Source organism: Vibrio sp. ABH4_348 (assembly GCF_056159765.1).
Window position 1 is genome coordinate 2,649,893 of record NZ_JBSWVW010000001.1, and the last position, 24,260, is coordinate 2,674,152.

Sequence of the window (24,260 nt, forward strand, 5' to 3'; positions counted from 1 at the left end):
CGATTATTTCTTGATCGGCTTACGCGGACCCTTACGGGTGCGAGCGTTGGTTTTAGTACGCTGTCCACGTAGTGGTAGACTGCGACGATGACGAAGACCACGGTAACAACCAAGGTCCATAAGGCGCTTGATGTTCATGGAAACTTCACGACGTAGATCACCCTCTACAGTGTATTTAGCTACACCATCACGCAGTTGATCGATCTGCTCTTCAGTTAGTTCACTGATCTTAACATTTTCTGCAATACCTGCCTCAGCTAGGATAGCTTGAGAGCGAGTTTTGCCGATACCGTAAATCGCAGTCAATGCGATTACAGCATGTTTCTGATCAGGAATGTTAATGCCTGCTATACGGGCCACTATTCACTCCTAGTACTTTAATAAAGAATTACCCGCAACAAAGCCCGTAGAGGATACGTTGCGGTATACTACTTCTTTTGCACGCAAAAGGTAGGCCGAGGAATATACTCGACACTACCTTACATTTCAAGTAAAAATTTCTGCTGCTTTTTAGCCTTGGCGCTGCTTGTGCTTTGGCTCGCTGCAAATTACGCGAACAACACTGTTGCGCTTGATAACTTTACAGTTACGGCAGATTTTTTTAACGGAAGCACGAACTTTCATTGCTAAACTCCGTAAGTGAACCTGAATTAACGGCCGTAGCCTTTCAGGTTAGCTTTTTTCAACACAGAATCATACTGTTGTGACATCAGATGAGTCTGTACCTGTGCCATAAAGTCCATGATAACTACCACTACGATTAGTAGAGATGTACCGCCGAAGTAGAAACGTACGTTCCACGCGACCATCATGAACTCAGGAATCAGACAGATAAAGGTAATGTACATTGCGCCAGCTAATGTTAGGCGTGTCATTACTTTATCAATGTATTTGGCTGTCTGCTCGCCTGGGCGGATACCGGGTACGAATGCACCACTCTTCTTCAAGTTATCTGCTGTCTCGCGTGGGTTAAATACCAACGCAGTATAGAAGAAACAGAAGAAGATAATTGCCGCTGCATAAAGCATTACGTATAGCGGTTGACCTGGACTTAAAGCCAAAGACACATCGGTTAACCAACCGAAGGAACTGCTGGCGCCATTTTGACCAAACCACTGAGCTAATGTTCCTGGGAACAAAATAATACTTGATGCAAAAATTGCTGGAATTACACCTGCCATATTAACTTTCAATGGTAGGTGAGAGCTTTGAGCAGCAAATACTTTACGACCTTGCTGGCGTTTTGCGTAGTTAACAACGATACGACGCTGACCACGCTCCATAAAGACCACGAAGTAAATAACTGCAAATGCAATAACCGCAATTAACAGCAGTAGAAGTACGTGCAATTCACCTTGACGCGCTTGCTCGATTGTTTGACCAATTGCCGAAGGCAATCCTGCAACAATACCTGCAAAGATAATTAGTGATATACCATTACCAATTCCGCGCTCAGTGATCTGTTCACCTAACCACATTAAGAACATGGTACCGGTTACTAGACTCACAGTGGCAATCAGGGTAAACATGGTTTGGTTGATAACAACCAGATTATCGACCATGTTCGGAAGACCCGTTGAAATACCAATTGCTTGGAATGTTGCAAGTACAAGCGTGCCGTAACGCGTATATTGGCTAATCTTACGACGGCCTGCTTCACCCTCTTTTTTGAGTTCCGCTAACGCTGGATGAACTACAGTTAGCAACTGGACAACAATCGAAGCCGAAATATACGGCATGATGCCCAGTGCTAAAATAGATGCACGCTCAAGTGCACCACCGGAGAACATGTTAAACATTTCAACGATGGTACCCTGTTGCTGTTCGAACAATTCGGCAAGTACAGCAGCGTCAATACCAGGGATCGGAACGAAAGAACCGGCTCGGAATACTAAAAGTGCACCTATTACAAAGAGTAAGCGCGACTTAAGTTCACTTACACCGCTCTGAGCACTACGAAAATCTTGTCCTGGTTTCTTAGCCATCTGTACCTCAATCCTCGAGATTATTCCTCGATTTTACCGCCTGCAGCTTCGATTGCAGCTTTTGCGCCTTTAGTTACACGTAGACCTTTAACAGTCACAGCTTTAGTAACTTCACCTGAAAGAACAATTTTAACAAACTCAATGTTCTTTGTAATGACGTTAGCAGCTTTAAGGCTGTTCAAGTCAACAACGTCGCCGTTTACTTTCGCTAGTTCACCTAGACGAACTTCAGCAGTCACTAGGCTCTTGCGAGAAGTGAAACCGAACTTAGGTAGACGCTGTTTCAAAGGCATTTGACCGCCTTCAAAGCCTGGACGAACGCTGCCGCCAGAACGTGACTTTTGACCTTTGTGACCACGGCCACCTGTTTTACCAAGGCCCGAACCGATACCACGACCTACGCGCTTCTTAGAAGGCTTAGAACCCGCAGCCGGTGATAGAGTATTCAAACGCATGATGATTACTCCTCAACTTTAACCATGTAGTAAACCTTGTTGATCATACCGCGAACGCACGGAGTATCTTCAAGTTCTACTGTGTGGTTGATTTTACGAAGGCCTAAACCGCGCAAAGTAGCTTTGTGCTTAGGTAGGCGACCAATTGAGCTTTTAGTTTGAGTAACTTTAATAGTTGCCATGGTGCTTACTCCGAAATAGATTCAACAGTTAGACCACGTTTAGCAGCAACCATTTCTGGTGACTTCATGCTACCTAGTGCATCGATCGTTGCACGAACGATGTTGATAGGGTTCGTAGAACCGTATGCTTTAGATAGTACGTTGTGTACACCGGCTACTTCTAGTACAGCACGCATCGCACCACCTGCGATAACACCCGTACCTTCTGCAGCTGGCTGCATGTAAACTTTAGAGCCCGAATGGCGACCTTTCACCGGGTGGTGAAGAGTACCTTCGTTAAGCGCGATAGTAGTCATGTTACGACGCGCTTTTTCCATTGCTTTTTGAATCGCAGCAGGTACTTCACGAGCTTTGCCGTAACCGAAACCTACGCGACCGTTACCGTCACCAACTACTGTTAGTGCAGTGAAGCTCATGATTCGACCACCTTTAACCGTTTTAGAAACACGGTTAACGGCGATTAGCTTTTCTTGCAAATCACTAGCTTGTTGTTGTTCTTTAGCCATCTTCCAACCCTACCTTAGAATTTCAGACCAGCTTCGCGAGCAGATTCTGCTAGCGCCGCTACTCGACCGTGGTATTGGAAACCAGAACGATCAAATGCAACAGCTTCAACGCCTTTTTCAAGAGCGCGCTCAGCTACAGCTTTACCAACTGCTTTAGCTGCATCGACGTTACCAGTGTATTTCACTTGCTCACGGATCGCTTTTTCAACAGTAGAAGCTGCTGCGATAACCTCAGAGCCGTTTGCCGCAATAACCTGCGCGTACACGTGACGAGGAGTACGGTGTACGACTAGGCGAGTTGCACCAAGTTCTGCAATCTTACGACGTGCACGTGTAGCACGACGGATGCGAGATGCTTTCTTATCCATAGTGTTACCTTACTTCTTCTTAGCTTCTTTAGTACGCACATGTTCATCTGCGTAACGAACACCTTTACCTTTGTAAGGCTCAGGCTCACGGTAAGAACGAATGTCAGCCGCAACTTGACCAACCAATTGCTTATCACAACCAGTTAGGACAATTTCAGTTTGGCTTGGACATTCCGCTTTAACACCTGCTGGCAACGCGTGCTCAACTGGGTGTGAGAAGCCTAGTGTTAGACCTACAGCGTTGCCTTTGATAGCAGCACGGTAACCAACACCTTTAAGAGTCAGCTTCTTAGTAAAGCCTTCAGTAACACCAACGACCATGTTATTAACTAGAGCGCGAGCTGTACCAGCTTGTGCCCATGCGTTAGCAACACCTTCGCGAGGACCGAAAGTTAGGTTGTTTTCTTCTTGCGCGATTACAACAGCATCGTTAAATGTGCGAGTCAATTCGCCTTTAGGACCTTTTACAGTCACATCTTGGCCATTCAACTTCACCTCTACGCCAGCTGGAATAGCGACAGGTGCTTTAGCAACACGAGACATATTCTACTCCTTAAGCTACGTAGCAGATGATTTCACCACCAAGGCCTGCTTTACGTGCAGCACGGTCAGACATAAGACCTTTGGAAGTTGAAACGACAGCAACACCTAAACCGCCCATCACTGATGGTAGCTCGTCTTTTTTCTTGTAGACGCGCAGACCAGGACGTGAAACACGCTTTAGTTGCTCGATAACTGGTTTAGCTTGGAAGTACTTAAGCGTAACTTCTAGCTCTGGTTTTGCTCCGCTTTCTACAGCGAAGTCAACGATGTAACCTTCAGCTTTTAGTAGTGCAGCAATTGCAACTTTAAGCTTTGAAGAAGGCATTTTAACAGCAACTTTGTTTGCTGCCTGACCGTTACGAATGCGGGTCAGCATATCCGAAATCGGATCTTGCATGCTCATAAGATTTACTCCAAATGATTAAGTGGCAATTACCAGCTAGCCTTACGAAGTCCAGGAATCTCGCCTTTCATGCAAGCTTCACGAACTTTGATACGGCTCAGACCGAATTTACGTAGGTAACCGTGTGGACGACCAGTTTGGTTGCAACGGTTGCGCTGACGAGAACGACTTGAATCACGTGGAAGAGATTGCAGCTTAAGAACCGCATCCCAACGATCTTCTTCAGATGCGTTTACATCGCTGATGATAGCTTTTAGTGCTGCACGCTTTTCAGCGAATTTAGCAACTAGTTTTGCACGCTTTACTTCACGTGCTTTCATCGAATTTTTAGCCATAACAGTAACCCTTCACCTTACTTGCGGAATGGGAAGTTAAAGGCAGCCAGCAGAGCACGGCCTTCCTCATCAGTACCAGCAGACGTCGTAATAGTGATGTCTAGACCGCGTACTCGATCAACTTTATCAAAGTCGATTTCCGGGAAGATGATTTGCTCGCGAACGCCCATGCTGTAGTTACCGCGACCGTCAAAAGACTTAGCGCTAACACCACGGAAGTCACGTACACGTGGAAGAGCAATTGAAATCAAACGCTCAAGAAAATCCCACATGCGTTCGCCACGCAAGGTTACTTTACAACCGATTGGGTAGCCTTCACGAATTTTGAAGCCTGCAACAGATTTACGCGCTTTAGTGATAAGTGGCTTTTGACCAGAAATGGTCGCCATATCAGCTGCTGCGTTCTCTAGAAGCTTCTTGTCGTTGATTGCTTCACCCACACCCATGTTAAGGGTGATCTTTTCGATTCTAGGGACTTGCATGACGCTTGAGTAGCCGAACTCTTTGGTAAGCTCAGCAACTACAGACGACTTGTAGTAATCATGCAGTTTCGCCATAGTAGAACTCCAAATTACTTCTATTAATTAGAAAGGGTTTCACCGTTTGACTTGAAGAAACGCACTTTTTTGCCTTCTTCAAAACGGAAACCGATACGGTCTGCTTTACCAGTAGCCGCGTTGTAGATAGCCACGTTAGAAACATCGATAGCTGCTTCCTGCTCAACAATACCACCTTGGATATTAAGAGCCGGAACTGGCTTTTGGTGTTTCTTAACTAGGTTGATACCTTCAACGATAACTTTACCAGTTGTCAGAACCTTAGTTACTTTACCTTTCTTGCCTTTATCTTTACCAGCAAGAACGATTACTTCGTCATTACGACGGATTTTAGCTGCCATTGTTGCCGCTCCTTACAGAACTTCTGGAGCCAGTGAAACAATCTTCATGAACTTGTCATTACGAAGTTCACGAGTCACTGGACCAAAGATACGTGTACCGACTGGTTGCTCAGTAGTGTCATTCAACAATACACAAGCATTACGGTCGAAGCGAATGACAGAACCGTCTGGACGACGAACGCCTTTACGGGTGCGCACTACCACCGCTTTAAGAACATCACCTTTCTTAACTTTACCGCGAGGAATTGCTTCCTTTACAGTAACTTTGATGACGTCTCCGATATGTGCATAACGGCGGTGAGAGCCACCCAGAACCTTAATACACATTACGCTTCGAGCGCCGGAGTTATCCGCAGCGTCGAGTGTACTTTGCATTTGGATCATGTTAGTGCTCCGCTAAATATTTAAAACTAGACCCTCTCGGGTCGGGCTGCCTTATAAAAGGGACGCGAATTGTACCACCCTTTTTTGTGATTGGGTAGTCAAAAAACGAACGGCCCCAAAGAAACTTTGGGGCCGTTTTTATTAGCTTGGAAAGACGAGATTAAATCTTCGCTTTTTCCAATACGCGTACCAAAGTCCAAGATTTTTTCTTAGACAGTGGACGACATTCACGAATCTCAACTTTGTCGCCTAGGCCACATTCGTTGTTTTCATCGTGAGCGTGTAGTTTAGTCGTTTTACGTACAAACTTCCCGTATAGAGGGTGTTTAACAGTACGTTCGATAGCAACTACGATAGACTTGTCCATCTTGTCGCTAACTACACGACCTTGCTGAGTACGAATTTTGTCGCTCATTATGCGCCTGCCTTCTCGTTCAAAACAGTTTTCACACGTGCGATATCACGGCGTACAGCTTTTAGAGTATGAGTTTGCTGAAGCTGACCAGTAGCAGCCTGCATGCGCAGGTTGAACTGTTCGCGTAGCAAATTCAAAAGCTCAGCATTAAGCTCTTCAACGCTCTTCTCGCGTAGATCTTGTGCTTTCATCACATCACCTGCTTAGTTACAAATGTAGTTTTGAATGGCAGTTTGCGAGCCGCTAGGCGGAACGCTTCACGCGCCAATTCTTCAGGTACACCGTCCATTTCGTACATAACCTTTCCAGGTTGGATTTGGGCTACCCAGTACTCAACGTTACCTTTACCCTTACCTTGACGAACTTCAAGTGGTTTTTCAGTGATTGGTTTGTCTGGGAACACACGGATCCAGATTTTACCTTGACGCTTAACATGACGCGTCATTGCACGACGTGCTGCTTCGATTTGACGAGCAGTTAGACGACCACGGCCTACAGCTTTCAAGCCGAAAGTACCGAAGCTTACGTCAGTACCCTTAGCTAGACCACGGTTACGACCAGTCTGAACCTTACGGAACTTAGTACGTTTAGGTTGTAGCATCTGTCGACTCCTTACTTACGGCCTTTGCGCTGCTTCTTAGGCTTGTCGCCTTTTGGCTCTACAGCGTTAGCTGCTGGCATACCACCTAGAATCTCACCTTTGAAGATCCAAGTTTTAATGCCGATCACACCGTATTGGGTGTGAGCCGAAGAAGTTGCGTAATCAATGTCAGCACGTAGAGTGTGTAGAGGTACACGACCTTCACGGTACCACTCTGAACGTGCAATTTCAGCACCGCCTAGACGGCCGCTTACTTCTACTTTGATACCTTTAGCGCCTAGACGCATTGCATTTTGTACCGCACGCTTCATAGCGCGACGGAACATAACACGACGCTCTAGTTGAGACGCGATGCTGTCACCAACAAGTTGTGCATCTAGCTCAGGCTTACGTACTTCAGCGATGTTAATTTGCGCTGGTACACCTGCGATTTTAGCTACAGCTGCGCGTAGCTTCTCAACGTCTTCACCTTTCTTACCGATAACAACACCTGGACGAGCAGTGTGAATAGTCACACGGATGCTCTTAGCAGGACGCTCGATAACGATACGTGATAGTGACGCTTTTGAAAGTTCCTTAGTAAGGAACTGACGTACCTTGAAGTCGCCGTCTAGGTTGTCAGCGAACTCTTTGGTGTTAGCAAACCATGTAGCATTCCAAGGCTTAACGATGCCAAGACGAATACCATTAGGATGTACTTTTTGACCCATTTGCTTACTCTCCTAGTCTCTTAGCGATCTGCTACAACAACAGTGATGTGGCTTGAACGCTTCAAGATACGATCCGCACGGCCTTTAGCACGAGGCATAATACGCTTCATGATAGGGCCTTCATCTACGAAGATTTTAGCGACGTTTAGATCGTCGATATCAGCACCTTCGTTGTGCTCCGCGTTAGCGATAGCAGACTCAAGAACTTTCTTGATTAAATCAGCCGCTTTCTTGTTGCTGAAAGTAAGAAGTTCTAGAGCTTGGTCTACTGATTTTCCACGAATTTGATCTGCAACTAAGCGAGCTTTCTGCGGAGAAATACGAGCAAAGTTATGTTTAGCGATAGCTTCCATTATCTACTCCTTATTTCTTCTTCGCTTTCTTATCCACGACGTGGCCGCGGTAAGTACGAGTAGGTGCAAATTCACCCAGTTTGTGACCGATCATTTCGTCAGTTACAAAAACTGGCACGTGTTGACGACCATTATGGACAGCGATGGTCAAACCGATCATTGTAGGAATGATCATTGAGCGACGGGACCAAGTCTTAATAGGCTTTTTGTCTCCGCTTTCCACCGCTTTCTCTACCTTCTTCAGCAAGTGTAGGTCAATAAATGGACCTTTCTTGAGAGAACGTGGCATGGCTTATCCTCTTAAATAGATTACTTATTACGACGACGTACGATGTACTTGTCAGTGCGTTTGTTCTTACGGGTTTTGTAGCCTTTAGTAGGTACGCCCCATGGAGAAACTGGGTGACGGCCACCAGAAGTACGACCTTCACCACCACCGTGTGGGTGGTCTACTGGGTTCATCACAACACCACGAACGGTTGGACGAACACCGCGCCAGCGGTTAGCACCAGCTTTACCTAGTTCACGTAGCATGTGCTCAGAGTTGCCTACTTCACCGATAGTTGCACGGCCTTCAGACAATACTTTACGCATTTCGCCAGAACGTAGACGTAGAGTTACGTACGCACCGTCGCGAGCAACGATTTGAGCATATGCGCCAGCTGAACGAGCTAGCTGAGCACCTTTACCAGGCTTAAGTTCAACGTTGTGAACTGTAGAACCCACTGGGATGTTGCGCATTGGCAAAGCGTTACCCGCTTTGATTGGTGCATCAACGCCAGACTGGATCTGATCACCAGCTTGGATACCCTTTGGTGCAATAATGTAACGACGCTCACCATCTGCGTACAGAACTAGAGCGATGTTTGCACTACGGTTTGGATCGTATTCTAGGCGCTCAACTTTCGCTGGGATGCCATCTTTAGTACGCTTAAAGTCAATTACACGGTAGTGGTGTTTGTGACCACCGCCGATGTGACGTACTGTGATACGACCGTTGTTGTTACGACCACCGTTCTTAGAGTTTTTCTCTAGAAGTGGTGCGTATGGCTTGCCCTTGTGTAGGTCAGCGTTAACAACTTTAACAACGTGACGACGACCAGGGGAAGTCGGCTTACATTTAACAATAGCCATTTCTCAACTACTCCTGTTATTCCGCGCCGCCAACGAAGTCAAGATCTTGACCTTCTTTCAAGGTAACGTACGCTTTCTTAACGTCGCTGCGGCGACCTTGGCGTAGACCTTGACGTTTGGTCTTACCCTTAGTGATAAGAGTATTTACAGACTTAACTTCAACTTCAAATAGCTTTTCTACAGCTGCTTTGATCTCTTTCTTAGTTGCATCTTTTGCTACCTTGAAAACGATAGTGTTCGCTTTCTCAGCAGCCATAGTTGCTTTTTCAGAGATGTGCGGTGCACGTAGAACTTTTAGGATACGCTCTTCAGTGATCATGCTAGCATCTCCTCTACTTGCTTAACTGCTTCAGCAGTTATTACAACTTTGTCAAACGCGATTAGTGAAACTGGGTCGATACCAGCAACGTCACGAGCGTCAACTTTGTATAGGTTACGAGCTGCTAGGAATAGATTCTCATCTACTTCACTAGTCACGATAAGTGCGTCAGTTAGCTCAAGCTCTTTAAGCTTAGCAACTAGCTCTTTAGTTTTTGGTGCTTCTACTGAGAAGTTGTCAACAACGATTAGACGCTCTTGACGAACAAGCTCAGAAAGAATGCTTTTCATAGCACCACGGTACATTTTCTTGTTTACTTTTTGGCTGTGATCTTGTGGTTTCGCAGCAAAAGTAACACCACCTGTACGCCAGATTGGGCTACGAATTGTACCAGCACGAGCGCGGCCAGTACCTTTTTGACGCCATGGCTTAGCGCCACCGCCAGAAACTTCTGAACGTGTTTTTTGAGCACGAGTGCCTTGACGAGCACCTGCTGCAAAAGCAACAACTACTTGATGTACAAGAGCTTCGTTGAACTCACGTCCGAAAGTAGCTTCGGAAACAGTTAGTGCATCAGCACCTTTAACTATCAATTCCATTACTTACTCCTAGACGTTATGCTTTAATCGCTGGTTTAACGATTACGTTGCCGCCAGTTGAGCCAGGGACTGCACCTTTAATAAGAAGCAGGTTACGCTCAGCGTCAACGCGTACGATCTCTAGGTTTTGAGTCGTTACACGCTCAGCACCCATGTGACCAGCCATTTTTTTGCCTTTGAATACGCGACCAGGAGTCTGACATTGACCGATAGAACCTGGAGCACGGTGAGACAAAGAGTTACCGTGGGTCGCATCTTGAGTGCTGAAGTTCCAACGCTTAACAGCGCCTTGGAAACCTTTACCCTTAGATGTGCCAGTAACGTCTACTTTCTTAGTGTCGTTGAAAAGCTCAACAGTTAGCTCAGCGCCAACTTCAAACTCTTCGCCGTTTTCTAAACGGAATTCCCAAAGACCGCGGCCAGCTTCAACACCTGCTTTCGCAAAGTGACCAGCTTCTGGCTTAGATACACGGTTAGCTTTCTTAGCACCAGCAGTTACCTGGATTGCTGCGTAGCCGTCTGACTCAAGAGTTTTAACTTGAGATACACGGTTCGCTTCAACCTCAACAACAGTTACTGGGATAGAAACGCCTTCTTCGGTAAATACGCGGGTCATACCCACTTTACGTCCGACTAGACCAATCATTCTGCTAATCTCCCTTAACCTAGGCTGATTTGAACATCAACACCAGCAGCAAGGTCTAGACGCATTAGAGCGTCAACTGTCTTGTCTGTTGGTTCTACGATGTCGATCAAACGCTTGTGAGTACGGATTTCGTACTGGTCACGCGCATCTTTGTTTACGTGAGGAGAGATAAGAACAGTGAAACGCTCTTTACGAGTAGGAAGTGGGATTGGACCACGAACCTGTGCGCCGGTACGCTTAGCTGTTTCTACGATTTCCGCAGTAGAAGCATCGATTAGTTTGTAATCGAAAGCTTTAAGGCGGATACGAATACGTTGGTTCTGCATGAGACAGAGCTCCAAAATTAAAAATTACACAAACAATATCGCCACTCATACTCACTCAGGGTGAGAGAATGCCGATTGATTTATGTGAAACCGTAGTTCCCAAATCGGGAACATTGTCAGCTAATTGAAGCTAACTTAATAAAAAGTTAGTAAATTAACTGCGAACATAAGCTGAGTTTACATTACCTTGTCACCGTTAAGACGACATGCTCCTCATTGCTCATTGGTTCACAACTGGCTAGGCCAGTGCGCGGTATTATACGCATCACAGCTTAGCTTGCAAGGATTGTTTGAAAAACGCACGAATTATTTACTAAGCTACAAAAAATGAAAAACGCGGCAATATACCGCGTTGTTCTTATATTCAAGTTCGACTAATTCTGTCTTTGCCGCACAGCCTCAAATAGACAAATACCCGATGCCACTGACACATTCAAACTCGACACTTCACCTGCCATAGGAATTTTGATCAGGTCATCACAGGTTTCGCGAGTAAGGCGTCTCATCCCTTCGCCTTCTGCTCCCATAACTATTGCCAACGGGCCTGTTAGTTTTGCTTTATAGATATCGTGCTTTGCTTCACCTGCTGTACCGACACACCAGATACCGCGTTCTTGTATAGTGCGCATAGTTCGAGCTAAGTTAGTGACACGAATCAGTGGTACCGTTTCCGCCGCACCGCAAGCTACTTTGCTCACGGTTGCGTTCATATTGGCTGATTTATCTTTAGGGACAATAATAGCCGCAACCCCTGCAGCGTCAGCATTACGTAAACAAGCTCCCAAATTATGAGGATCGGTAACGCCATCCAAAATCAACAATAAAGGACTCTCCGTACGATCTAGGATATCTTCGAGATCGTTTTCGTTTAGCGCTTTAGCTGGTTTAACTTTCGCAATTACGCCCTGATGAGATGCGCCACGTGATTTATCATCCAGCGCCTTTCTGCCCATAGTCTGAATTGATACACCAATTGACTGGAGCTCATTTAGGATTGGTAATAGTCTGTCGTCTTGGCGCCCTTTTAACATATAGGCTTCGACAAAACGTTCTGGTTCTTTGCTCAGTACCGCTTTCACAGCGTGAATGCCGTAGATAAATTCTTGACTCATGGTGTTCTCGATTTATTTCTTAGTGCGGGTCTTTCCGCCCTGTTTTTTCTTTTTACGGGTCTTTTGAGCTTTGCTCTTTTTTCGAGGACTGCTTTCGTCTGGCGATTTAGTTGGCTCGATGAGCGCTTTTGCTTTTCTACCGGACTTAGCATTTGCGTATTTGGCTTTACCGGCTCTTGCTTTTGCTTCAGCTGAGCGTTTTTTTGCAGTCTTTCCTTTGCCGCGCAGTGTACGACCACTTTCTAACAATTCAAAGTCAATTTGGCGGTCATTCAAGTTCACTGACAGCACTTTGACTTTGACTTTATCGCCTAGACGATAGATATGGCCGAAGCTTTCGCCAATCAATCTCTGGCCTGCTGGGTCGAACTGATAGTAATCGTTCGCCAAGGTTGAAATATGCACCAAGCCATCAATGTGCAAGTCGGTTAACCGAACAAAAAAGCCGAAACTGGTGACATTAGCAATCACACCATCGAGCTCTTCACCAACATGGTCTTGCATATATTCGCATTTGAGCCAATCTGATACTTCTCGAGTTGCATCATCTGCTCGCCTTTCGGTCATCGAGCACTGCTCACCAAATACATCCATGTCGTCGAATGAATAATGGTATCCACCTGTTGGCGTCCAGCGGTCTTTTACTGTGCCATTTTCTTTGGCAATCAGGTATTTGATCGCTCGATGCAACAGCAGGTCAGGATAACGACGAATCGGTGAGGTAAAGTGAGCGTATCGTTTGAGCGCCAAACCAAAATGACCGCCATTATCAGCGTTATACACAGCCTGCTTCATCGAGCGTAACAACATGGTTTGGATGAGCTCTTTGTCCTCACGTTCGCCAATTTGTGAAACTAACTGTGCGTAATCCGTTGGCGATGGCTCTAGTCCACCAGATAGATTTAGTCCTAATTCACCAAGGAAATCTCTAAACGCTACCAGTCTTTCTTCGCCTGGTGTTTCGTGCACTCGATACAGCGCCGGTTCTTTCGCTTTCTCTACCAAAGATGCCGAAGCGATGTTCGCTAAAATCATACACTCCTCAATAATCTTGTGTGCATCGTTGCGAATCACAGGTTCAATGCGTTCTATTTTGCGCTCAGGATTAAAAATGAACTTGGTTTCGACCGTTTCAAATTCAATGGCGCCGCGCTGTTCTCTGGCACTTTTTAAAACTTGGTACATCTGATGAAGCTGTTCTAAATCAGGTACGAGCGCTTGATAACGTTCACGTAGCTCCTCATCACCATCCAATATTTGACCGACCTTGGTGTAAGTCAATCTAGCGTGCGAGTTCATTACCGCTTCATAATGCTTGTAGCCTGACAACTTGCCTTGCGCGGAAACGGTCATCTCACACACCATACAAAGTCTATCGACCTGTGGGTTTAACGAACACAAACCGTTTGACAAAACTTCTGGCAGCATAGGCACTACTTGTGATGGGAAATACACCGAATTGCCGCGGTTGATAGCTTCTTTGTCTAGCGCCGTATCCGGTCGAACGTAGTAGCTTACATCAGCGATAGCAACCCATAAGCGCCAACCGCCACCTTTTTTGGCTTCACAATACACGGCATCATCAAAATCACGTGCATCTTCGCCATCGATGGTAACCAAAGGTAAATCACGAAGGTCTACTCTGCCTTGTTTCGCTTCTTCCGGAACTTCTTCCCCTAGCCCTGCGATTTGTTTATCTACTTCTTGAGGCCACTCGTGCGGGATCTGGTGCGTTCGGATAGCGACTTGCGTTTCCATACCCGGTGCCATATTTTCTCCAAGTACTTCGACCACTTTACCCATCATGCCACGTGAGCGCGCGCCTCTGTCAGTAATTTCAATAACGACGACATTTCCCATACGGGCACCAGCACGTAGATCAGTGGGAATCAAGATATCCTGACAGATACGAGAGTCATCCGGCACCACATAAGAATATTCATATTCAGTAAAGAAACGGCCAACAATTTGATTGTTTCGCTCTTCTAACACACGAACCAAGCGACCTTCTCGACGTCCTCGTTTGGTGTTATCTGTTGGCTGTACCAGCACATAGTCGCCATGGATGACTTGGCGCATCTGATGATGAGGCAACACAATATCATCTTCTTTTTTAGTGCTACCTTCTGGCCTTACCCAGCCATGGCCGTCTTTGTGACCAATCACTGTGCCTTTGATCATTTCAAGCTTCTCTGGAAGCGCATAGCACTGTCGGCGAGTAAACACTAACTGACCATCTCGTTCCATCGCTCTTAATCTACGGCGTAAACCTTCGTACTGTTCTTCCCCTTCCAGCTTTAACGCTTCGAAGAGATCATTGCGATTTAAGGGAACATTCACTTCGGCTAGATAGCTGAGAATATACTCACGACTCGGAATCGGATTCTCGTAGCTATTCGCTTCGCGTTTGGCGTGTGGATCTTGAGGGAGGTGGTCTGACATAGATTTCCTGATGTTGTGACGAGATGTCGATAACTGAAATGGCATTAGTTTTTCAGTTCTATTTGTTTATACCCAAGTAATTTCAAGATGCGAGTTTCAGCGAGAGTTAACTGACCTTCAGGCAAGGCATCGATTTGAAGCTATAGTCATTCTACATCGAGAATCGATAACACAGTATGAAGGTCAGTTAAACTCGCCCTTGGGAGCTCATATTCTGTCTCATTTCTTCGTCAAAGAATTTGGAAAGGACTCGTCATTCCACTGCGTTCTTTTCCTTGAACTAAACCAGAATATGTAGCTCTGAATCCTGCATCTTGAAGCCACTTGGGTATAAGTATATCTGACTGTGCGATTAAGCTACATATAAAAACAAAAACGCCCACCGAAGTGGGCATTGATATCAGAGATTTATTACCAGAAGGTGTCGCGTTTTTTCGCTCTGGCAATGATATTCTGTGGCATCCGCATCTCAAGGCTTTCCCTTAATAATCGAATGCGCTGATGTTTTCTTTGGTCTGCCGTTACTGTGTTGTACAACCAGCGATAAGCATCTTCGTAATCAAGCGGGCTACCGTAATCACGTAATAGTAGCTCGGCAAGGTGGATACGCGCTTGTAAGTTACCCATTGCCGCTGCTTCTCTGAGATAGGGAATCGCTCGCTCTTTGTCTTGCTGAACTAAAATTCCGCGTGAATACAAGCTACCTAATTTTTCCAAAGCAGTAGGCAAACCCTGGTGAGCGGCGTTTTCAATGTAGTAAAGGCCCAGTTCCACATCCTGCTCTACACATACGCCCCAAGCCAGCATATCACCATAGAGAAACTCATAAGATGGCAAGCTAATACGAGTTGCACGCGCCACAATGTCTTCCACCAACTGACACTGGTCGGCTTTAACACGTTCCAAATGTTTGTTCTGCTGAATTAGTTTTATCAGCTCAGCTTCGGTGTATATCGGTACTGGTTCGCCCACTTGCGCATGGGAGAAAGTCGAACTCAGTGTCAACAATAACGAAGCTGCTACTGTCAGTAGCTTCATAACGTTTCTCATTTTGAATGACGATAATCATCAGCGCGCTTCATACCCGGTGTCTCATTCCGAACACTTGGGAACAATGTCTGCTTCACTTAAGATTATCGGCAAACTGTTGCCGCACTTTAGTCACAATCACGAGTTTTTCATCACTATGTGTTGAAAATAGCATCACCCCTTGGTTAAGTCATCTTCATTTGGACACAAAAAAACCGGCAAGGTTGCCGGTTTTCTAAATCTAGATAACTAGATGTCATTAGGATTCAAATGGATGAACCTTAATGATGGTTTCATTACGGTCTGGACCTGTAGAAACAATGTCTACTGGCACACCCGTCAATTCTTCAATACGAGCGATGTAATCAAGCGCTGCTTGTGGCAATGCGTCTAGAGACTTGGCACCAAAGGTCGTTTCTGACCAACCAGGCATCGTTTCGTAAATTGGCGTCGCTTTTTCGAATGATTCAGCAGCCATTGGTGACACTTCTAATACAGAACCATCATCCATCTGGTAACCAGTACAGATCTTGATTTCTTTAAGACCATCAAGAACATCTAGCTTAGTTAAACAGAATCCAGTAATCGAGTTGATTTGGATAGCGCGACGCATCGCAACAGCATCAAACCAACCAGTACGACGTAAACGACCCGTCGTGGCACCAAACTCTTGACCAACATCACCTAGATGTTTACCTACTGGGTCTTGTTTGTCTAAACCGTCGTACAACTCGGTTGGGAATGGGCCTGAACCTACGCGAGTACAGTAAGCCTTGGTGATACCAAGAATGTAACCTATGTGACGAGGGCCAAAACCAGAACCTGCAGCCACACCACCAGCGGTAGTGTTAGACGAAGTTACGTAAGGGTAAGTACCGTGGTCGATATCAAGAAGAGTACCTTGCGCACCTTCGAACATGATTTTATCGCCACGCTTTCGAGCCGCATCCAGTTCGTCGGTTACATCGATCACCATTGATGTTAGCAGATCAGCGTAACCTTTGGCTTGCTCAAGCACTTCCTCGTAACTTACTGGCTCTGCCTTGTAGAAGTTAACAAGCTGGAAGTTATGGTATTCCATCACTTCTTTTAGCTTTTCAGCAAAAGCGTTCATGTCAAACAAGTCACCAACGCGCAAACCGCGACGCGCAACTTTATCTTCATACGCTGGACCGATACCTCGGCCAGTGGTACCAATCGCTTTTTTGCCGCGGGCGAGTTCACGCGCTTGGTCTAATGCAATGTGGTAAGGAAGAATAAGAGGACAAGCCTCAGAAATGAAAAGACGTTCGCTAACTGGGATGCCGCGCTCTTCTAGTGGTTTCATTTCTTTCAACAATGCATCTGGAGACAGGACTACACCATTACCAATGATACATTTTACGTTGTTGCGGAGAATTCCGGATGGAATCAAATGAAGAACGGTTTTTTCACCGTCAATGACTAGAGTGTGACCTGCGTTGTGACCGCCTTGGTAGCGAACCACGTATTTTGCATCTTCAGTTAAAAGGTCTACGATTTTACCTTTACCTTCGTCACCCCACTGGGTGCCTAGAACGACTACGTTATTACCCATCTTTCCAAGTCTGATTACTGGTTAAAAATGGATTCTAGCAAAGAATGTGATGTGATGCAGTCATTTTTTAGACACACAGTGTTGCCGAAGTAGCTTATCCTCTAAGTACTTATCATTACTGATCTTTTATTAATTCAGTTACTCGTCCGCGTAGATTTTCGCACTAAATTCACCGTGAATATCAACACAAGCTCGATACATTCCTGAGCTGTTCATCGCAAAATGTATCACTCCCCCGCAATCGATTGCGATCAATCCGCCTTCACCGCCTATTTCTTTTAGCTCACCATTAATGACATACTCGCAAGCGGTATGAACATCTTCGTTTAGGTAACGCATTCTAGCCGCTACATCTCCAGCAACATGTTTGCGAATGAAAAACTCTCCCATACCCGTGGTCGATATAGCTACGTTACCATTTTCGGCAAATGTGCCTGCGCCGATCAGCGCCGAGTCTCCCACTCTGCCATATTTTTTGTTGGTCACACCGCCGGTACTGGTGGCCGCGGCTAAATTTCCGTTGCTATCTAGCGCAACTGCACCTACGGTGCCATGTTTGCGATCATCGGGATATTTTGACTCAGACAAAGCAAACAAGCCTTTTTCTTTCATGGATTGCAATTGCTGGTAACGTCGTTCTGTGAAGAAATAACTTTGCTCGGTATGCTCAAAGCCCTGTTCGAAAGCGTAGGTCTCGGCACCCTCCCCAATTAAGAATACATGTTCGCTTTCTCGCAAGATGTGACCTGCAAGCTCAACCGGGTTTTTAATGTGTTTGATGCCTGCAACGGCCCCTGCTTCGCCGTGTAAACCATGCATAACCGATGCATCCATTTCAATATTTTCAGAGTGGGTCATTACCGAGCCCTTACCGGCATTAAAGCGAGGTGAGTCTTCTAGAACTTTTACCGCCGCAATCACTGCGTCTAACGCGTCGCCACCTTGCTTTAGGATTTCATGCCCAGCCATTGCGGACTGCTTTAAATCAGCCAGAACTTGCTCTCTGAGTTCATCGCTCATTTGCGAGCGAAGTATGGTCCCAGCACCACCGTGAATGGCAATTGAAAAAGGCTTATCCATTTTTGTCTCTTCAAGAAAATTTGCGTAAAAAAAAGACGGCAATTAATGCCGTCCATTCATTGGATTGGGTTTATTTGTCGCTTGAGCAGCTTCCACCACAACAACCACCTTCTTCACCGTGGTCGTGGTCATGGCTGCCACAGCCACCAGCTTGGTGAACGTGACCATGCTCAATTTCTTCTTCTGTTGCTTCGCGGATTGCAATCACTTCCACGTCAAAAGTCAGAGTCTGACCAGCAAGCATGTGGTTACCATCTACCACAACCTCGTCGCCGTCTACTTCTGTCACTTCGACTGGAACCGGACCTTGATCCGTGTCAGCCAGGAAACGCATACCAACTTCAATGCTGTCTACACCTTGGAATACGTTCGCAGGCACACGTTGTACTAGCGCATCGTTAAACTCACCGTACGCTTCTTCTGGAGATACGGTTACGCTGAATTTGTCACCTGTTGTTTTACCTTCAAGCGCTTTTTCTAAGCCAACAATCAGATTGTTACAACCATGCAAATAATCTAGAGGCGCATCAGCAGTTGATTGGTCTACCAAATCACCTTCTTCTGTTTTTACTTGGTAAGCGAGACTTACCACCGCGTTTTTTTCAATATTCATTTTTGCTCCAAGGGCCAAATAGGCGCACTGAAATGGCTAAGACCATCGATAAAATAGTTGGCGCTATTATGAAGGCTAAAGATAGAAACACAATCAGTCTGGTTTAAAAATCCCTATCATATCTTGCTGAGCGTGAGGGTTTTCTTGAATCGATTTGGGTGTGCGTTTTTCAGTGAAGTCACAATCTACACATTCCACCATTTCGATGTTGTTTTCTTCCCACCATCTCAGAGTGTCTTGAGCGTTGCAATGAGGGCAACTGGCCCCTGCTATAAATCTTTTTTTCACGTTATGTCCTACTGCCAGTAATTCTTGGATTGGCGATCGCTTTCCATTTCACGGTCAAAGATCTCCTCCAATTCTTTACGAGCTTCTTTGGCTCTTAAGGCCAATTGTTTATCTTCATTATGTTGCGGAAGCAGCTCTTTCAGCATGCCATTGTCGAGTTTTCGGAAGTGTGCTTCGGCTCTTTTGGCCTGATAGGGATGCATTCCGAGTTGCACCAAAACTTGGCGTCCCAAGTCTAAAGCACCCAAAAAGGTTTCGCGAGAGTAGTTTTCTACTCCATGCCCCAACAACTGATAAGCCTCAACTCGGCTACGCGCGCGAGCCAAAAGTTTTAAGTGAGGGAAATGTTGCTGGCACAACTCGACTATTTTCATGATCTCTTCGGGGGAGTCTGTACAAATAACTATGGCTTCGGCTTCATCGGCGCCTGCGGCGCGCAGTAAATCCAGTTGAGTGGCATCGCCATAAAACACCTTGTAACCGTATTTTCGCAACAAGGTTATTTGACTGGCATCGCTTTCCAAAATGGTGACTTTGATTTTGTTGGCGTACATCAAGCGGCCGACAATTTGTCCAAATCGTCCAAACCCAGCGATGATCACTCGAGGTTTTTTGTTTATCACATCGGAATGAGAGGCTTCAGTATCTTGATTCAGTTTTCGTGCGTACCAACGATTCTGCAGCATTAATAGCAATGGCGTGGTGACCATAGACAAACTGACAATCACTAGCAGGACTGCAGTTTGTTGTGTTGAAAGTAGCCCTTCAGAGCTCGCAGCAGCAAAGATAACAAATGCAAACTCGCCCCCTTGGCTCAGAATTGCTGCCATTTTGCTGCGCGCTTTGGTGCCAATGCCCATGAACAGGGCTAAGAAGTAGAGAATGACGCCCTTAAGTAAAACTAACGCAACAACGGCTAATAATATTGGTACTGGTTGCAATGCCAACAAACCTAGATTTACCGCCATACCAACTGCGATAAAAAACAAACCAAGCAGTAGACCTTTAAAGGGCTCTATGGCAATTTCGAGTTCATGTCGATACTCACTTTCCGCTAACAACACACCAGCTAAAAATGTACCCAGTGCCATAGACAGCCCGAGTTGCTGCATCAAAAGTGCAATGCCAATCACAAGTAACAGGGCCGCGACGGTAAACAGTTCCCGAACCCCACTCATCACTACATAGCGAAACAGTGGACGCAGCAAATAGTGCCCCCCTACCATAAGCCCGACGACACCGGCCAGCATTTTAACGCCATCTACCCAATTGCCGGAGGTGTTGCCCGCCAAAAGCGGTAATACGGCCAGCATGGGTATTACTGCTATATCTTGAAACAGAAGCACAGCAAACCCAGATTGCCCCGTTTCTTTTCGGGCCAACCCCTGCTCTTCGATAACCTTTAGTGCAATGGCGGTAGACGATAACGCCAATCCCATGCCAATCACTAGGCTAGTTTGCCATGAGACCCCTGAGAGGTTAGCGATCAGTGCAATCACAAAGGTAGTCACAACAACCTGTGCTCCACCTAAGCCCAGTATTGGGCCTCGCATGGTCCACAACTTTTCTGGATTCAGTTCTAAACCAATCAAGAACAGCAGTAACACCACGCCAAACTCAGCAAAATGCAGTATGGAGTCGACATCGCTAATCAGTCCCAACCCCCACGGACCAATCGCGACACCAGCGAGTAAGTAGCCAAGTACCGAGCCAAGCCCAAGTCGCTGCGCCAAAGGCACTGCGATCACAGCGGACGTTAGGAAGATCATTGAGCTTTGTAAAAAATCGTTCTCAATTGCCGCCATTGTCTTCCTCCCATACCCCGTATGGATCAATCAACCATCGTCTGTATCGCTCCGCATGTTGATAGCGCTCAACGTCAGACACATTGCGAGCCCAATACAAAACCAAAGGTTCCATCCAAATCATCCGACAAAGTGAGGCCGTCAACTCATAAGGTTGCAGTATCTGCTCCAATGGGTACTTGTTATACCCTTCTGGGCTAAACGCTTCTTGTTTTCCGCCGGTGGTTATCACACTACGCCAATACTTTCCTTCCAATGCCTTGCCTTCACCAAACGCAAAGCCTTTACCGATCACTCTATCGATCCATTCTTTAAGCAAAGCTGGGCAGGAATACATATACAGTGGATGTTGAAACACAATAATGTCGTGCTCTAACAGCAAGGCTTGCTCTTTCTGCACATCAATAAAAAAATCGGGGTAGCAGCTATATAAGTCGTGAATTTTGACATGCGCAAGCGACTGAATTTTCTTCAGCATAATTTGATTTGCAATCGAGCTCTGCGGCTCTGGATGCGCAAAGATCACCAATACTTTTGGTGTGGTGGTAGAGGTTTCTATCATTCCTTGATTGACCAACTGGATTCCAAAGTGGCGCACACTATCAACGGTACGCCCAAGCAAGCATATTCAATCAGTATATACCTAGTTGCTATAAGTGTCAGTGATTCAGTAACTTGGCGCCTATACCTCAAGACTTGAAGCAAAAGTCGACTTTTTTGTCGTAACTGCCTACTATGCACCACGTATTTAGCTAGGCACGAAATCTCATGATCACCTTCTCCGACATTCAGCTACTTCGCGGTGGCAAACCTTTATTAGATCAAGCATCGGCTACTATCCATCCGGGTGACAAAGTGGGCTTGGTTGGCAAAAATGGCTGTGGTAAGTCTACCTTGTTTGCGCTGATCAAAGATGAGCTGAGTGTGGATGCAGGTACCGCAAGTGTTCCCACACATTGGGAAATGGCTTGGGTTGCGCAGGAAACACCCGCAATCGACCGAACTGCATTGGATTATGTCATTGATGGCGACAGAGAATTTCGTCAATTGGAAGCAAAGCTGGTTGACGCTGAGGCTCAGGACAATGGCAACCTAGTCGCAGAATTACACGGTCATATTGAAACCATTGGTGGTTACAGCATTAAGTCCCGCGCGGCAGAGCTGCTTGATGGTTTGGGGTTTTCGCAAGCGCAAATGAGCTGGAATCTAACCCAGTTTTCCGGCGGCTGGCGGATGCGTTTAAATCTGGCTCAAGCGCTACTATGTCGATCTGATCTGTTGTTGCTCGATGAGCCCACCAACCACTTAGACCTAGATGCGGTTATGTGGCTCGAGCGATGGCTGCAAAACTATCCGGGCACCTTGGTTCTTATCTCGCATGACCGAGACTTTTTAGACCCGGTCGTCGGTCGAATTATTCATATCGAGAACCAAGCACTCAACGAATACACCGGCAATTATTCGTCTTTTGAAGAACAACGAGCTCAAAAGCTTATTTTGCAACAAGCGATGTACCAAAAGCAGCAAAAACAAATGGCGCACATGCAAAGCTACATCGATCGCTTCCGTTACAAAGCAAGTAAAGCACGGCAAGCCCAAAGCCGAATCAAAGCACTTGAGCGAATGGAGAAAGTGCTGCCAGCTCAATATGACAACCCATTCAGCTTTGAGTTTCGAGAGCCTAAATCACTACCTAATCCAATTATTATTATGGATGAGGTCTCTGCAGGTTATGGCGATAACGTCATCCTGGAAAAAATTCGTCTCAACCTTGTTCCTGGGAGCCGTATTGGCCTACTCGGTCGCAACGGAGCTGGCAAGTCGACACTCATCAAATTACTGTCTAAAGAGCTGCAAAGACAAAGTGGCGACCTGATGTATTCACAGGGTGTTCAGATTGGCTATTTTGCCCAGCACCAGCTTGAAACCCTTCACCCAGAAGAAACGCCATTGCAACACATGATGCAAATCGCACCGGATCAAACTGAGCAACAGTTACGTGATTACTTAGGTAGCTTTGGGTTTCAGGGTGACAAAGCGCTAGAAAAAGTCGGTCCGTTTTCTGGTGGCGAAAAGGCGCGTTTAGTCTTGGCATTGGTGGTCTGGACCAAGCCTAATCTATTGCTACTCGATGAGCCAACCAACCATTTGGATTTGGACATGCGCCAAGCATTGACGTTAGCCTTGCAAACCTTCGAAGGCGCTATGGTTATCGTAAGCCACGATCGATACTTATTAAGAGCCACAACAGATGATTTGTATTTGGTCCATGACAAACAAGTCGCGCCTTTCCAAGGTGACCTCAACGATTATTACAAATGGCTTACCGACCAACAAAAATTAGAGAAACAAGCAGACAAAGCCGACACTACCGTTAAATCTAGTGAAAACAGCGCTGCATCACGTAAAGAACAAAAACGACGCGAAGCGGAATTTCGAGCCCAGACCGCACCAATTCGAAAAAAACTGACTCAGCTGGAAAAAAAGATGGACAGTCTGACAGAGCGAGTGACGGTAGCGGAAACTGAGTTATCCGACACAAGCCTTTACGACGATAGCAACAAAATTCGACTCAACCAAGTATTATCGGAACAAGCCAGTTGTAAGAGTGAATTAGAACAGGTAGAAATGGAGTGGATGGCTCTGCAAGAAGAACTCGAATCCCTGGAGCAGGACTTTAATCAAGCATGACCGACACTCACGCACGCTTATCGCTCACCCTAGAGCATCTGTGGCAGTTTAGCCTGCAGTATTACAGCGTGCGTGAAGTAAAAGAAGCCTGCTTGAAACTGCAAAACCTCTATCATGGCAACGTCAATTTACTTTTGTTACTCAAGTTTTTAGATGAGCAAGGTATTGCGTTTGATCAGCAAAATTGGCATCAAGTGGAAGCATGTTTGGGCCGTTCTGAAGCCTTACTTACTCAGTATCGTGAACTGCGAAAAAAGATGAAAACACAAGCGCCGGATACCTTGTATCGCGAAGCGCTGCAGTTTGAACTTTTGCTAGAAAAACAGCAGCAGGCCGATTTAGTGGACTGTATAAACAGTCTACCGTTACAGGAAACTAGTGACCCTAGTTTAACTCTTGAATACTGCCAACAACTTGGCGCCGAGTCGTTCTATTCGTTTTTCAGCAAGCCTCGCCATTAAT

At 46.0% G+C, this 24,260-nt stretch carries 35 protein-coding genes; 2 read left to right on the forward strand and 33 right to left on the reverse strand.

The window, feature by feature from the left end; all coding sequences use genetic code 11:
• Window positions 1-3 precede the first annotated feature (3 nt).
• From rpsM to kefG, 33 genes are all read right to left on the reverse strand, one after another.
• Window positions 4-360 (reverse strand): 30S ribosomal protein S13, encoded by a 357-nt coding sequence (gene rpsM / locus ACXAFJ_RS12075; RefSeq protein ID WP_475323660.1) that lies wholly within the window; start codon window positions 358-360, stop codon window positions 4-6.
• Between the two features lie 150 nt (window positions 361-510).
• Window positions 511-624 carry a 50S ribosomal protein L36 gene (gene rpmJ, locus ACXAFJ_RS12080; protein WP_074467396.1) on the reverse strand — a complete coding sequence of 38 codons (114 nt, stop codon included), beginning with the start codon at window positions 622-624 and terminating at the stop codon, window positions 511-513.
• Window positions 625-650: 26 nt separating this feature from the next.
• Entirely contained in the window at window positions 651-1,985 is a 1,335-nt protein-coding gene (gene secY, locus ACXAFJ_RS12085; RefSeq protein ID WP_475323662.1) for a preprotein translocase subunit SecY, read from the reverse strand.
• A gap of 20 nt (window positions 1,986-2,005) precedes the next feature.
• Complete coding sequence (gene rplO / locus ACXAFJ_RS12090; protein ID WP_475323663.1) at window positions 2,006-2,440, reverse strand: 50S ribosomal protein L15; 435 nt, start codon at window positions 2,438-2,440, stop codon at window positions 2,006-2,008.
• A gap of 5 nt (window positions 2,441-2,445) precedes the next feature.
• The gene (rpmD, locus tag ACXAFJ_RS12095; protein WP_000201159.1) at window positions 2,446-2,622 is read right to left on the reverse strand and encodes a 50S ribosomal protein L30; all 177 of its coding nucleotides are present in this window, start codon (window positions 2,620-2,622) and stop codon (window positions 2,446-2,448) included.
• A 5-nt stretch (window positions 2,623-2,627) separates the two neighbouring features.
• Window positions 2,628-3,128 carry a 30S ribosomal protein S5 gene (rpsE, locus tag ACXAFJ_RS12100; protein WP_042478682.1) on the reverse strand — a complete coding sequence of 167 codons (501 nt, stop codon included), beginning with the start codon at window positions 3,126-3,128 and terminating at the stop codon, window positions 2,628-2,630.
• A gap of 14 nt (window positions 3,129-3,142) precedes the next feature.
• On the reverse strand, window positions 3,143-3,496 hold the full coding sequence (rplR, locus tag ACXAFJ_RS12105; RefSeq protein WP_475323665.1) for a 50S ribosomal protein L18: 354 nt from the start codon (window positions 3,494-3,496) through the stop codon (window positions 3,143-3,145).
• Window positions 3,497-3,505: 9 nt separating this feature from the next.
• The gene (rplF, locus tag ACXAFJ_RS12110; RefSeq protein ID WP_475323666.1) at window positions 3,506-4,039 is read right to left on the reverse strand and encodes a 50S ribosomal protein L6; all 534 of its coding nucleotides are present in this window, start codon (window positions 4,037-4,039) and stop codon (window positions 3,506-3,508) included.
• A gap of 10 nt (window positions 4,040-4,049) precedes the next feature.
• Window positions 4,050-4,442: a 30S ribosomal protein S8 gene (gene rpsH, locus ACXAFJ_RS12115; RefSeq protein WP_475323667.1), complete on the reverse strand. Its 393-nt coding sequence runs from the start codon at window positions 4,440-4,442 to the stop codon at window positions 4,050-4,052.
• Window positions 4,443-4,471: 29 nt separating this feature from the next.
• Window positions 4,472-4,777 (reverse strand): 30S ribosomal protein S14, encoded by a 306-nt coding sequence (gene rpsN / locus ACXAFJ_RS12120; RefSeq protein WP_475323669.1) that lies wholly within the window; start codon window positions 4,775-4,777, stop codon window positions 4,472-4,474.
• 17 nt (window positions 4,778-4,794) lie between these two features.
• Window positions 4,795-5,334 carry a 50S ribosomal protein L5 gene (gene rplE / locus ACXAFJ_RS12125; RefSeq protein ID WP_475323670.1) on the reverse strand — a complete coding sequence of 180 codons (540 nt, stop codon included), beginning with the start codon at window positions 5,332-5,334 and terminating at the stop codon, window positions 4,795-4,797.
• A gap of 23 nt (window positions 5,335-5,357) precedes the next feature.
• Window positions 5,358-5,675, reverse strand: a complete 318-nt coding sequence (gene rplX / locus ACXAFJ_RS12130) for a 50S ribosomal protein L24 (RefSeq protein ID WP_475323671.1) — start codon at window positions 5,673-5,675, stop codon at window positions 5,358-5,360.
• 12 nt (window positions 5,676-5,687) lie between these two features.
• On the reverse strand, window positions 5,688-6,059 hold the full coding sequence (rplN, locus tag ACXAFJ_RS12135) for a 50S ribosomal protein L14 (RefSeq protein ID WP_475323673.1): 372 nt from the start codon (window positions 6,057-6,059) through the stop codon (window positions 5,688-5,690).
• A gap of 160 nt (window positions 6,060-6,219) precedes the next feature.
• The gene (rpsQ, locus tag ACXAFJ_RS12140) at window positions 6,220-6,474 is read right to left on the reverse strand and encodes a 30S ribosomal protein S17 (protein ID WP_475323674.1); all 255 of its coding nucleotides are present in this window, start codon (window positions 6,472-6,474) and stop codon (window positions 6,220-6,222) included.
• Complete coding sequence (gene rpmC / locus ACXAFJ_RS12145) at window positions 6,474-6,665, reverse strand: 50S ribosomal protein L29 (RefSeq protein ID WP_475323675.1); 192 nt, start codon at window positions 6,663-6,665, stop codon at window positions 6,474-6,476. Before rpmC ends, rpsQ begins: the two co-directional genes overlap by 1 nt.
• Window positions 6,665-7,075, reverse strand: coding sequence for a 50S ribosomal protein L16 (gene rplP / locus ACXAFJ_RS12150; protein WP_006075723.1), 411 nt, complete (start codon window positions 7,073-7,075; stop codon window positions 6,665-6,667). Before rplP ends, rpmC begins: the two co-directional genes overlap by 1 nt.
• 11 nt (window positions 7,076-7,086) lie before the next feature.
• Window positions 7,087-7,785 carry a 30S ribosomal protein S3 gene (gene rpsC / locus ACXAFJ_RS12155; RefSeq protein WP_475323677.1) on the reverse strand — a complete coding sequence of 233 codons (699 nt, stop codon included), beginning with the start codon at window positions 7,783-7,785 and terminating at the stop codon, window positions 7,087-7,089.
• 20 nt (window positions 7,786-7,805) lie between these two features.
• Window positions 7,806-8,138, reverse strand: a complete 333-nt coding sequence (gene rplV, locus ACXAFJ_RS12160; RefSeq protein WP_475323678.1) for a 50S ribosomal protein L22 — start codon at window positions 8,136-8,138, stop codon at window positions 7,806-7,808.
• A gap of 10 nt (window positions 8,139-8,148) precedes the next feature.
• A complete protein-coding gene (gene rpsS, locus ACXAFJ_RS12165; protein ID WP_475323679.1) occupies window positions 8,149-8,427 on the reverse strand; it encodes a 30S ribosomal protein S19 in 279 nt (92 codons plus the stop codon).
• A gap of 20 nt (window positions 8,428-8,447) precedes the next feature.
• The gene (rplB, locus tag ACXAFJ_RS12170; RefSeq protein WP_475323681.1) at window positions 8,448-9,272 is read right to left on the reverse strand and encodes a 50S ribosomal protein L2; all 825 of its coding nucleotides are present in this window, start codon (window positions 9,270-9,272) and stop codon (window positions 8,448-8,450) included.
• Window positions 9,273-9,288: 16 nt separating this feature from the next.
• Window positions 9,289-9,591 carry a 50S ribosomal protein L23 gene (gene rplW, locus ACXAFJ_RS12175; RefSeq protein ID WP_004398471.1) on the reverse strand — a complete coding sequence of 101 codons (303 nt, stop codon included), beginning with the start codon at window positions 9,589-9,591 and terminating at the stop codon, window positions 9,289-9,291.
• Window positions 9,588-10,190, reverse strand: a complete 603-nt coding sequence (gene rplD / locus ACXAFJ_RS12180; RefSeq protein ID WP_475323682.1) for a 50S ribosomal protein L4 — start codon at window positions 10,188-10,190, stop codon at window positions 9,588-9,590. The genes rplW and rplD overlap by 4 nt, the downstream gene beginning before the upstream one ends.
• 16 nt (window positions 10,191-10,206) lie before the next feature.
• Complete coding sequence (rplC, locus tag ACXAFJ_RS12185; RefSeq protein WP_475323683.1) at window positions 10,207-10,836, reverse strand: 50S ribosomal protein L3; 630 nt, start codon at window positions 10,834-10,836, stop codon at window positions 10,207-10,209.
• A gap of 14 nt (window positions 10,837-10,850) precedes the next feature.
• The gene (gene rpsJ, locus ACXAFJ_RS12190; protein ID WP_001181007.1) at window positions 10,851-11,162 is read right to left on the reverse strand and encodes a 30S ribosomal protein S10; all 312 of its coding nucleotides are present in this window, start codon (window positions 11,160-11,162) and stop codon (window positions 10,851-10,853) included.
• 374 nt (window positions 11,163-11,536) lie between these two features.
• Window positions 11,537-12,274 carry a 23S rRNA (guanosine(2251)-2'-O)-methyltransferase RlmB gene (gene rlmB, locus ACXAFJ_RS12195; protein ID WP_475323685.1) on the reverse strand — a complete coding sequence of 246 codons (738 nt, stop codon included), beginning with the start codon at window positions 12,272-12,274 and terminating at the stop codon, window positions 11,537-11,539.
• Window positions 12,275-12,286: 12 nt separating this feature from the next.
• Window positions 12,287-14,716, reverse strand: a complete 2,430-nt coding sequence (gene rnr / locus ACXAFJ_RS12200; RefSeq protein ID WP_475323686.1) for a ribonuclease R — start codon at window positions 14,714-14,716, stop codon at window positions 12,287-12,289.
• Between the two features lie 411 nt (window positions 14,717-15,127).
• Window positions 15,128-15,754: a flagellar protein MotX gene (motX, locus tag ACXAFJ_RS12205; protein ID WP_475323688.1), complete on the reverse strand. Its 627-nt coding sequence runs from the start codon at window positions 15,752-15,754 to the stop codon at window positions 15,128-15,130.
• Between the two features lie 250 nt (window positions 15,755-16,004).
• On the reverse strand, window positions 16,005-17,321 hold the full coding sequence (locus tag ACXAFJ_RS12210) for an adenylosuccinate synthase (protein WP_475323689.1): 1,317 nt from the start codon (window positions 17,319-17,321) through the stop codon (window positions 16,005-16,007).
• Between the two features lie 138 nt (window positions 17,322-17,459).
• Window positions 17,460-18,401, reverse strand: a complete 942-nt coding sequence (locus tag ACXAFJ_RS12215; RefSeq protein ID WP_475323690.1) for an isoaspartyl peptidase/L-asparaginase family protein — start codon at window positions 18,399-18,401, stop codon at window positions 17,460-17,462.
• 70 nt (window positions 18,402-18,471) lie between these two features.
• On the reverse strand, window positions 18,472-19,014 hold the full coding sequence (slyD, locus tag ACXAFJ_RS12220) for a peptidylprolyl isomerase (RefSeq protein WP_475323692.1): 543 nt from the start codon (window positions 19,012-19,014) through the stop codon (window positions 18,472-18,474).
• 93 nt (window positions 19,015-19,107) lie between these two features.
• Window positions 19,108-19,302 carry a YheV family putative zinc ribbon protein gene (locus ACXAFJ_RS12225; protein WP_475323693.1) on the reverse strand — a complete coding sequence of 65 codons (195 nt, stop codon included), beginning with the start codon at window positions 19,300-19,302 and terminating at the stop codon, window positions 19,108-19,110.
• An 8-nt stretch (window positions 19,303-19,310) separates the two neighbouring features.
• Window positions 19,311-21,107: a glutathione-regulated potassium-efflux system protein KefB gene (kefB, locus tag ACXAFJ_RS12230; protein ID WP_475323694.1), complete on the reverse strand. Its 1,797-nt coding sequence runs from the start codon at window positions 21,105-21,107 to the stop codon at window positions 19,311-19,313.
• The gene (gene kefG / locus ACXAFJ_RS12235; protein ID WP_475324121.1) at window positions 21,094-21,669 is read right to left on the reverse strand and encodes a glutathione-regulated potassium-efflux system ancillary protein KefG; all 576 of its coding nucleotides are present in this window, start codon (window positions 21,667-21,669) and stop codon (window positions 21,094-21,096) included. Before kefG ends, kefB begins: the two co-directional genes overlap by 14 nt.
• Window positions 21,670-21,875: 206 nt before the next feature.
• On the opposite strand from kefG, the gene ACXAFJ_RS12240 reads away from it, so the two are divergent.
• Both ACXAFJ_RS12240 and ACXAFJ_RS12245 read left to right on the forward strand, forming a co-directional pair.
• Window positions 21,876-23,798 carry an ABC transporter ATP-binding protein gene (locus ACXAFJ_RS12240; protein WP_475323696.1) on the forward strand — a complete coding sequence of 641 codons (1,923 nt, stop codon included), beginning with the start codon at window positions 21,876-21,878 and terminating at the stop codon, window positions 23,796-23,798.
• On the forward strand, window positions 23,795-24,259 hold the full coding sequence (locus ACXAFJ_RS12245) for a TIGR02444 family protein (RefSeq protein WP_475323697.1): 465 nt from the start codon (window positions 23,795-23,797) through the stop codon (window positions 24,257-24,259). Before ACXAFJ_RS12240 ends, ACXAFJ_RS12245 begins: the two co-directional genes overlap by 4 nt.
• Window position 24,260 lies beyond the last annotated feature (1 nt).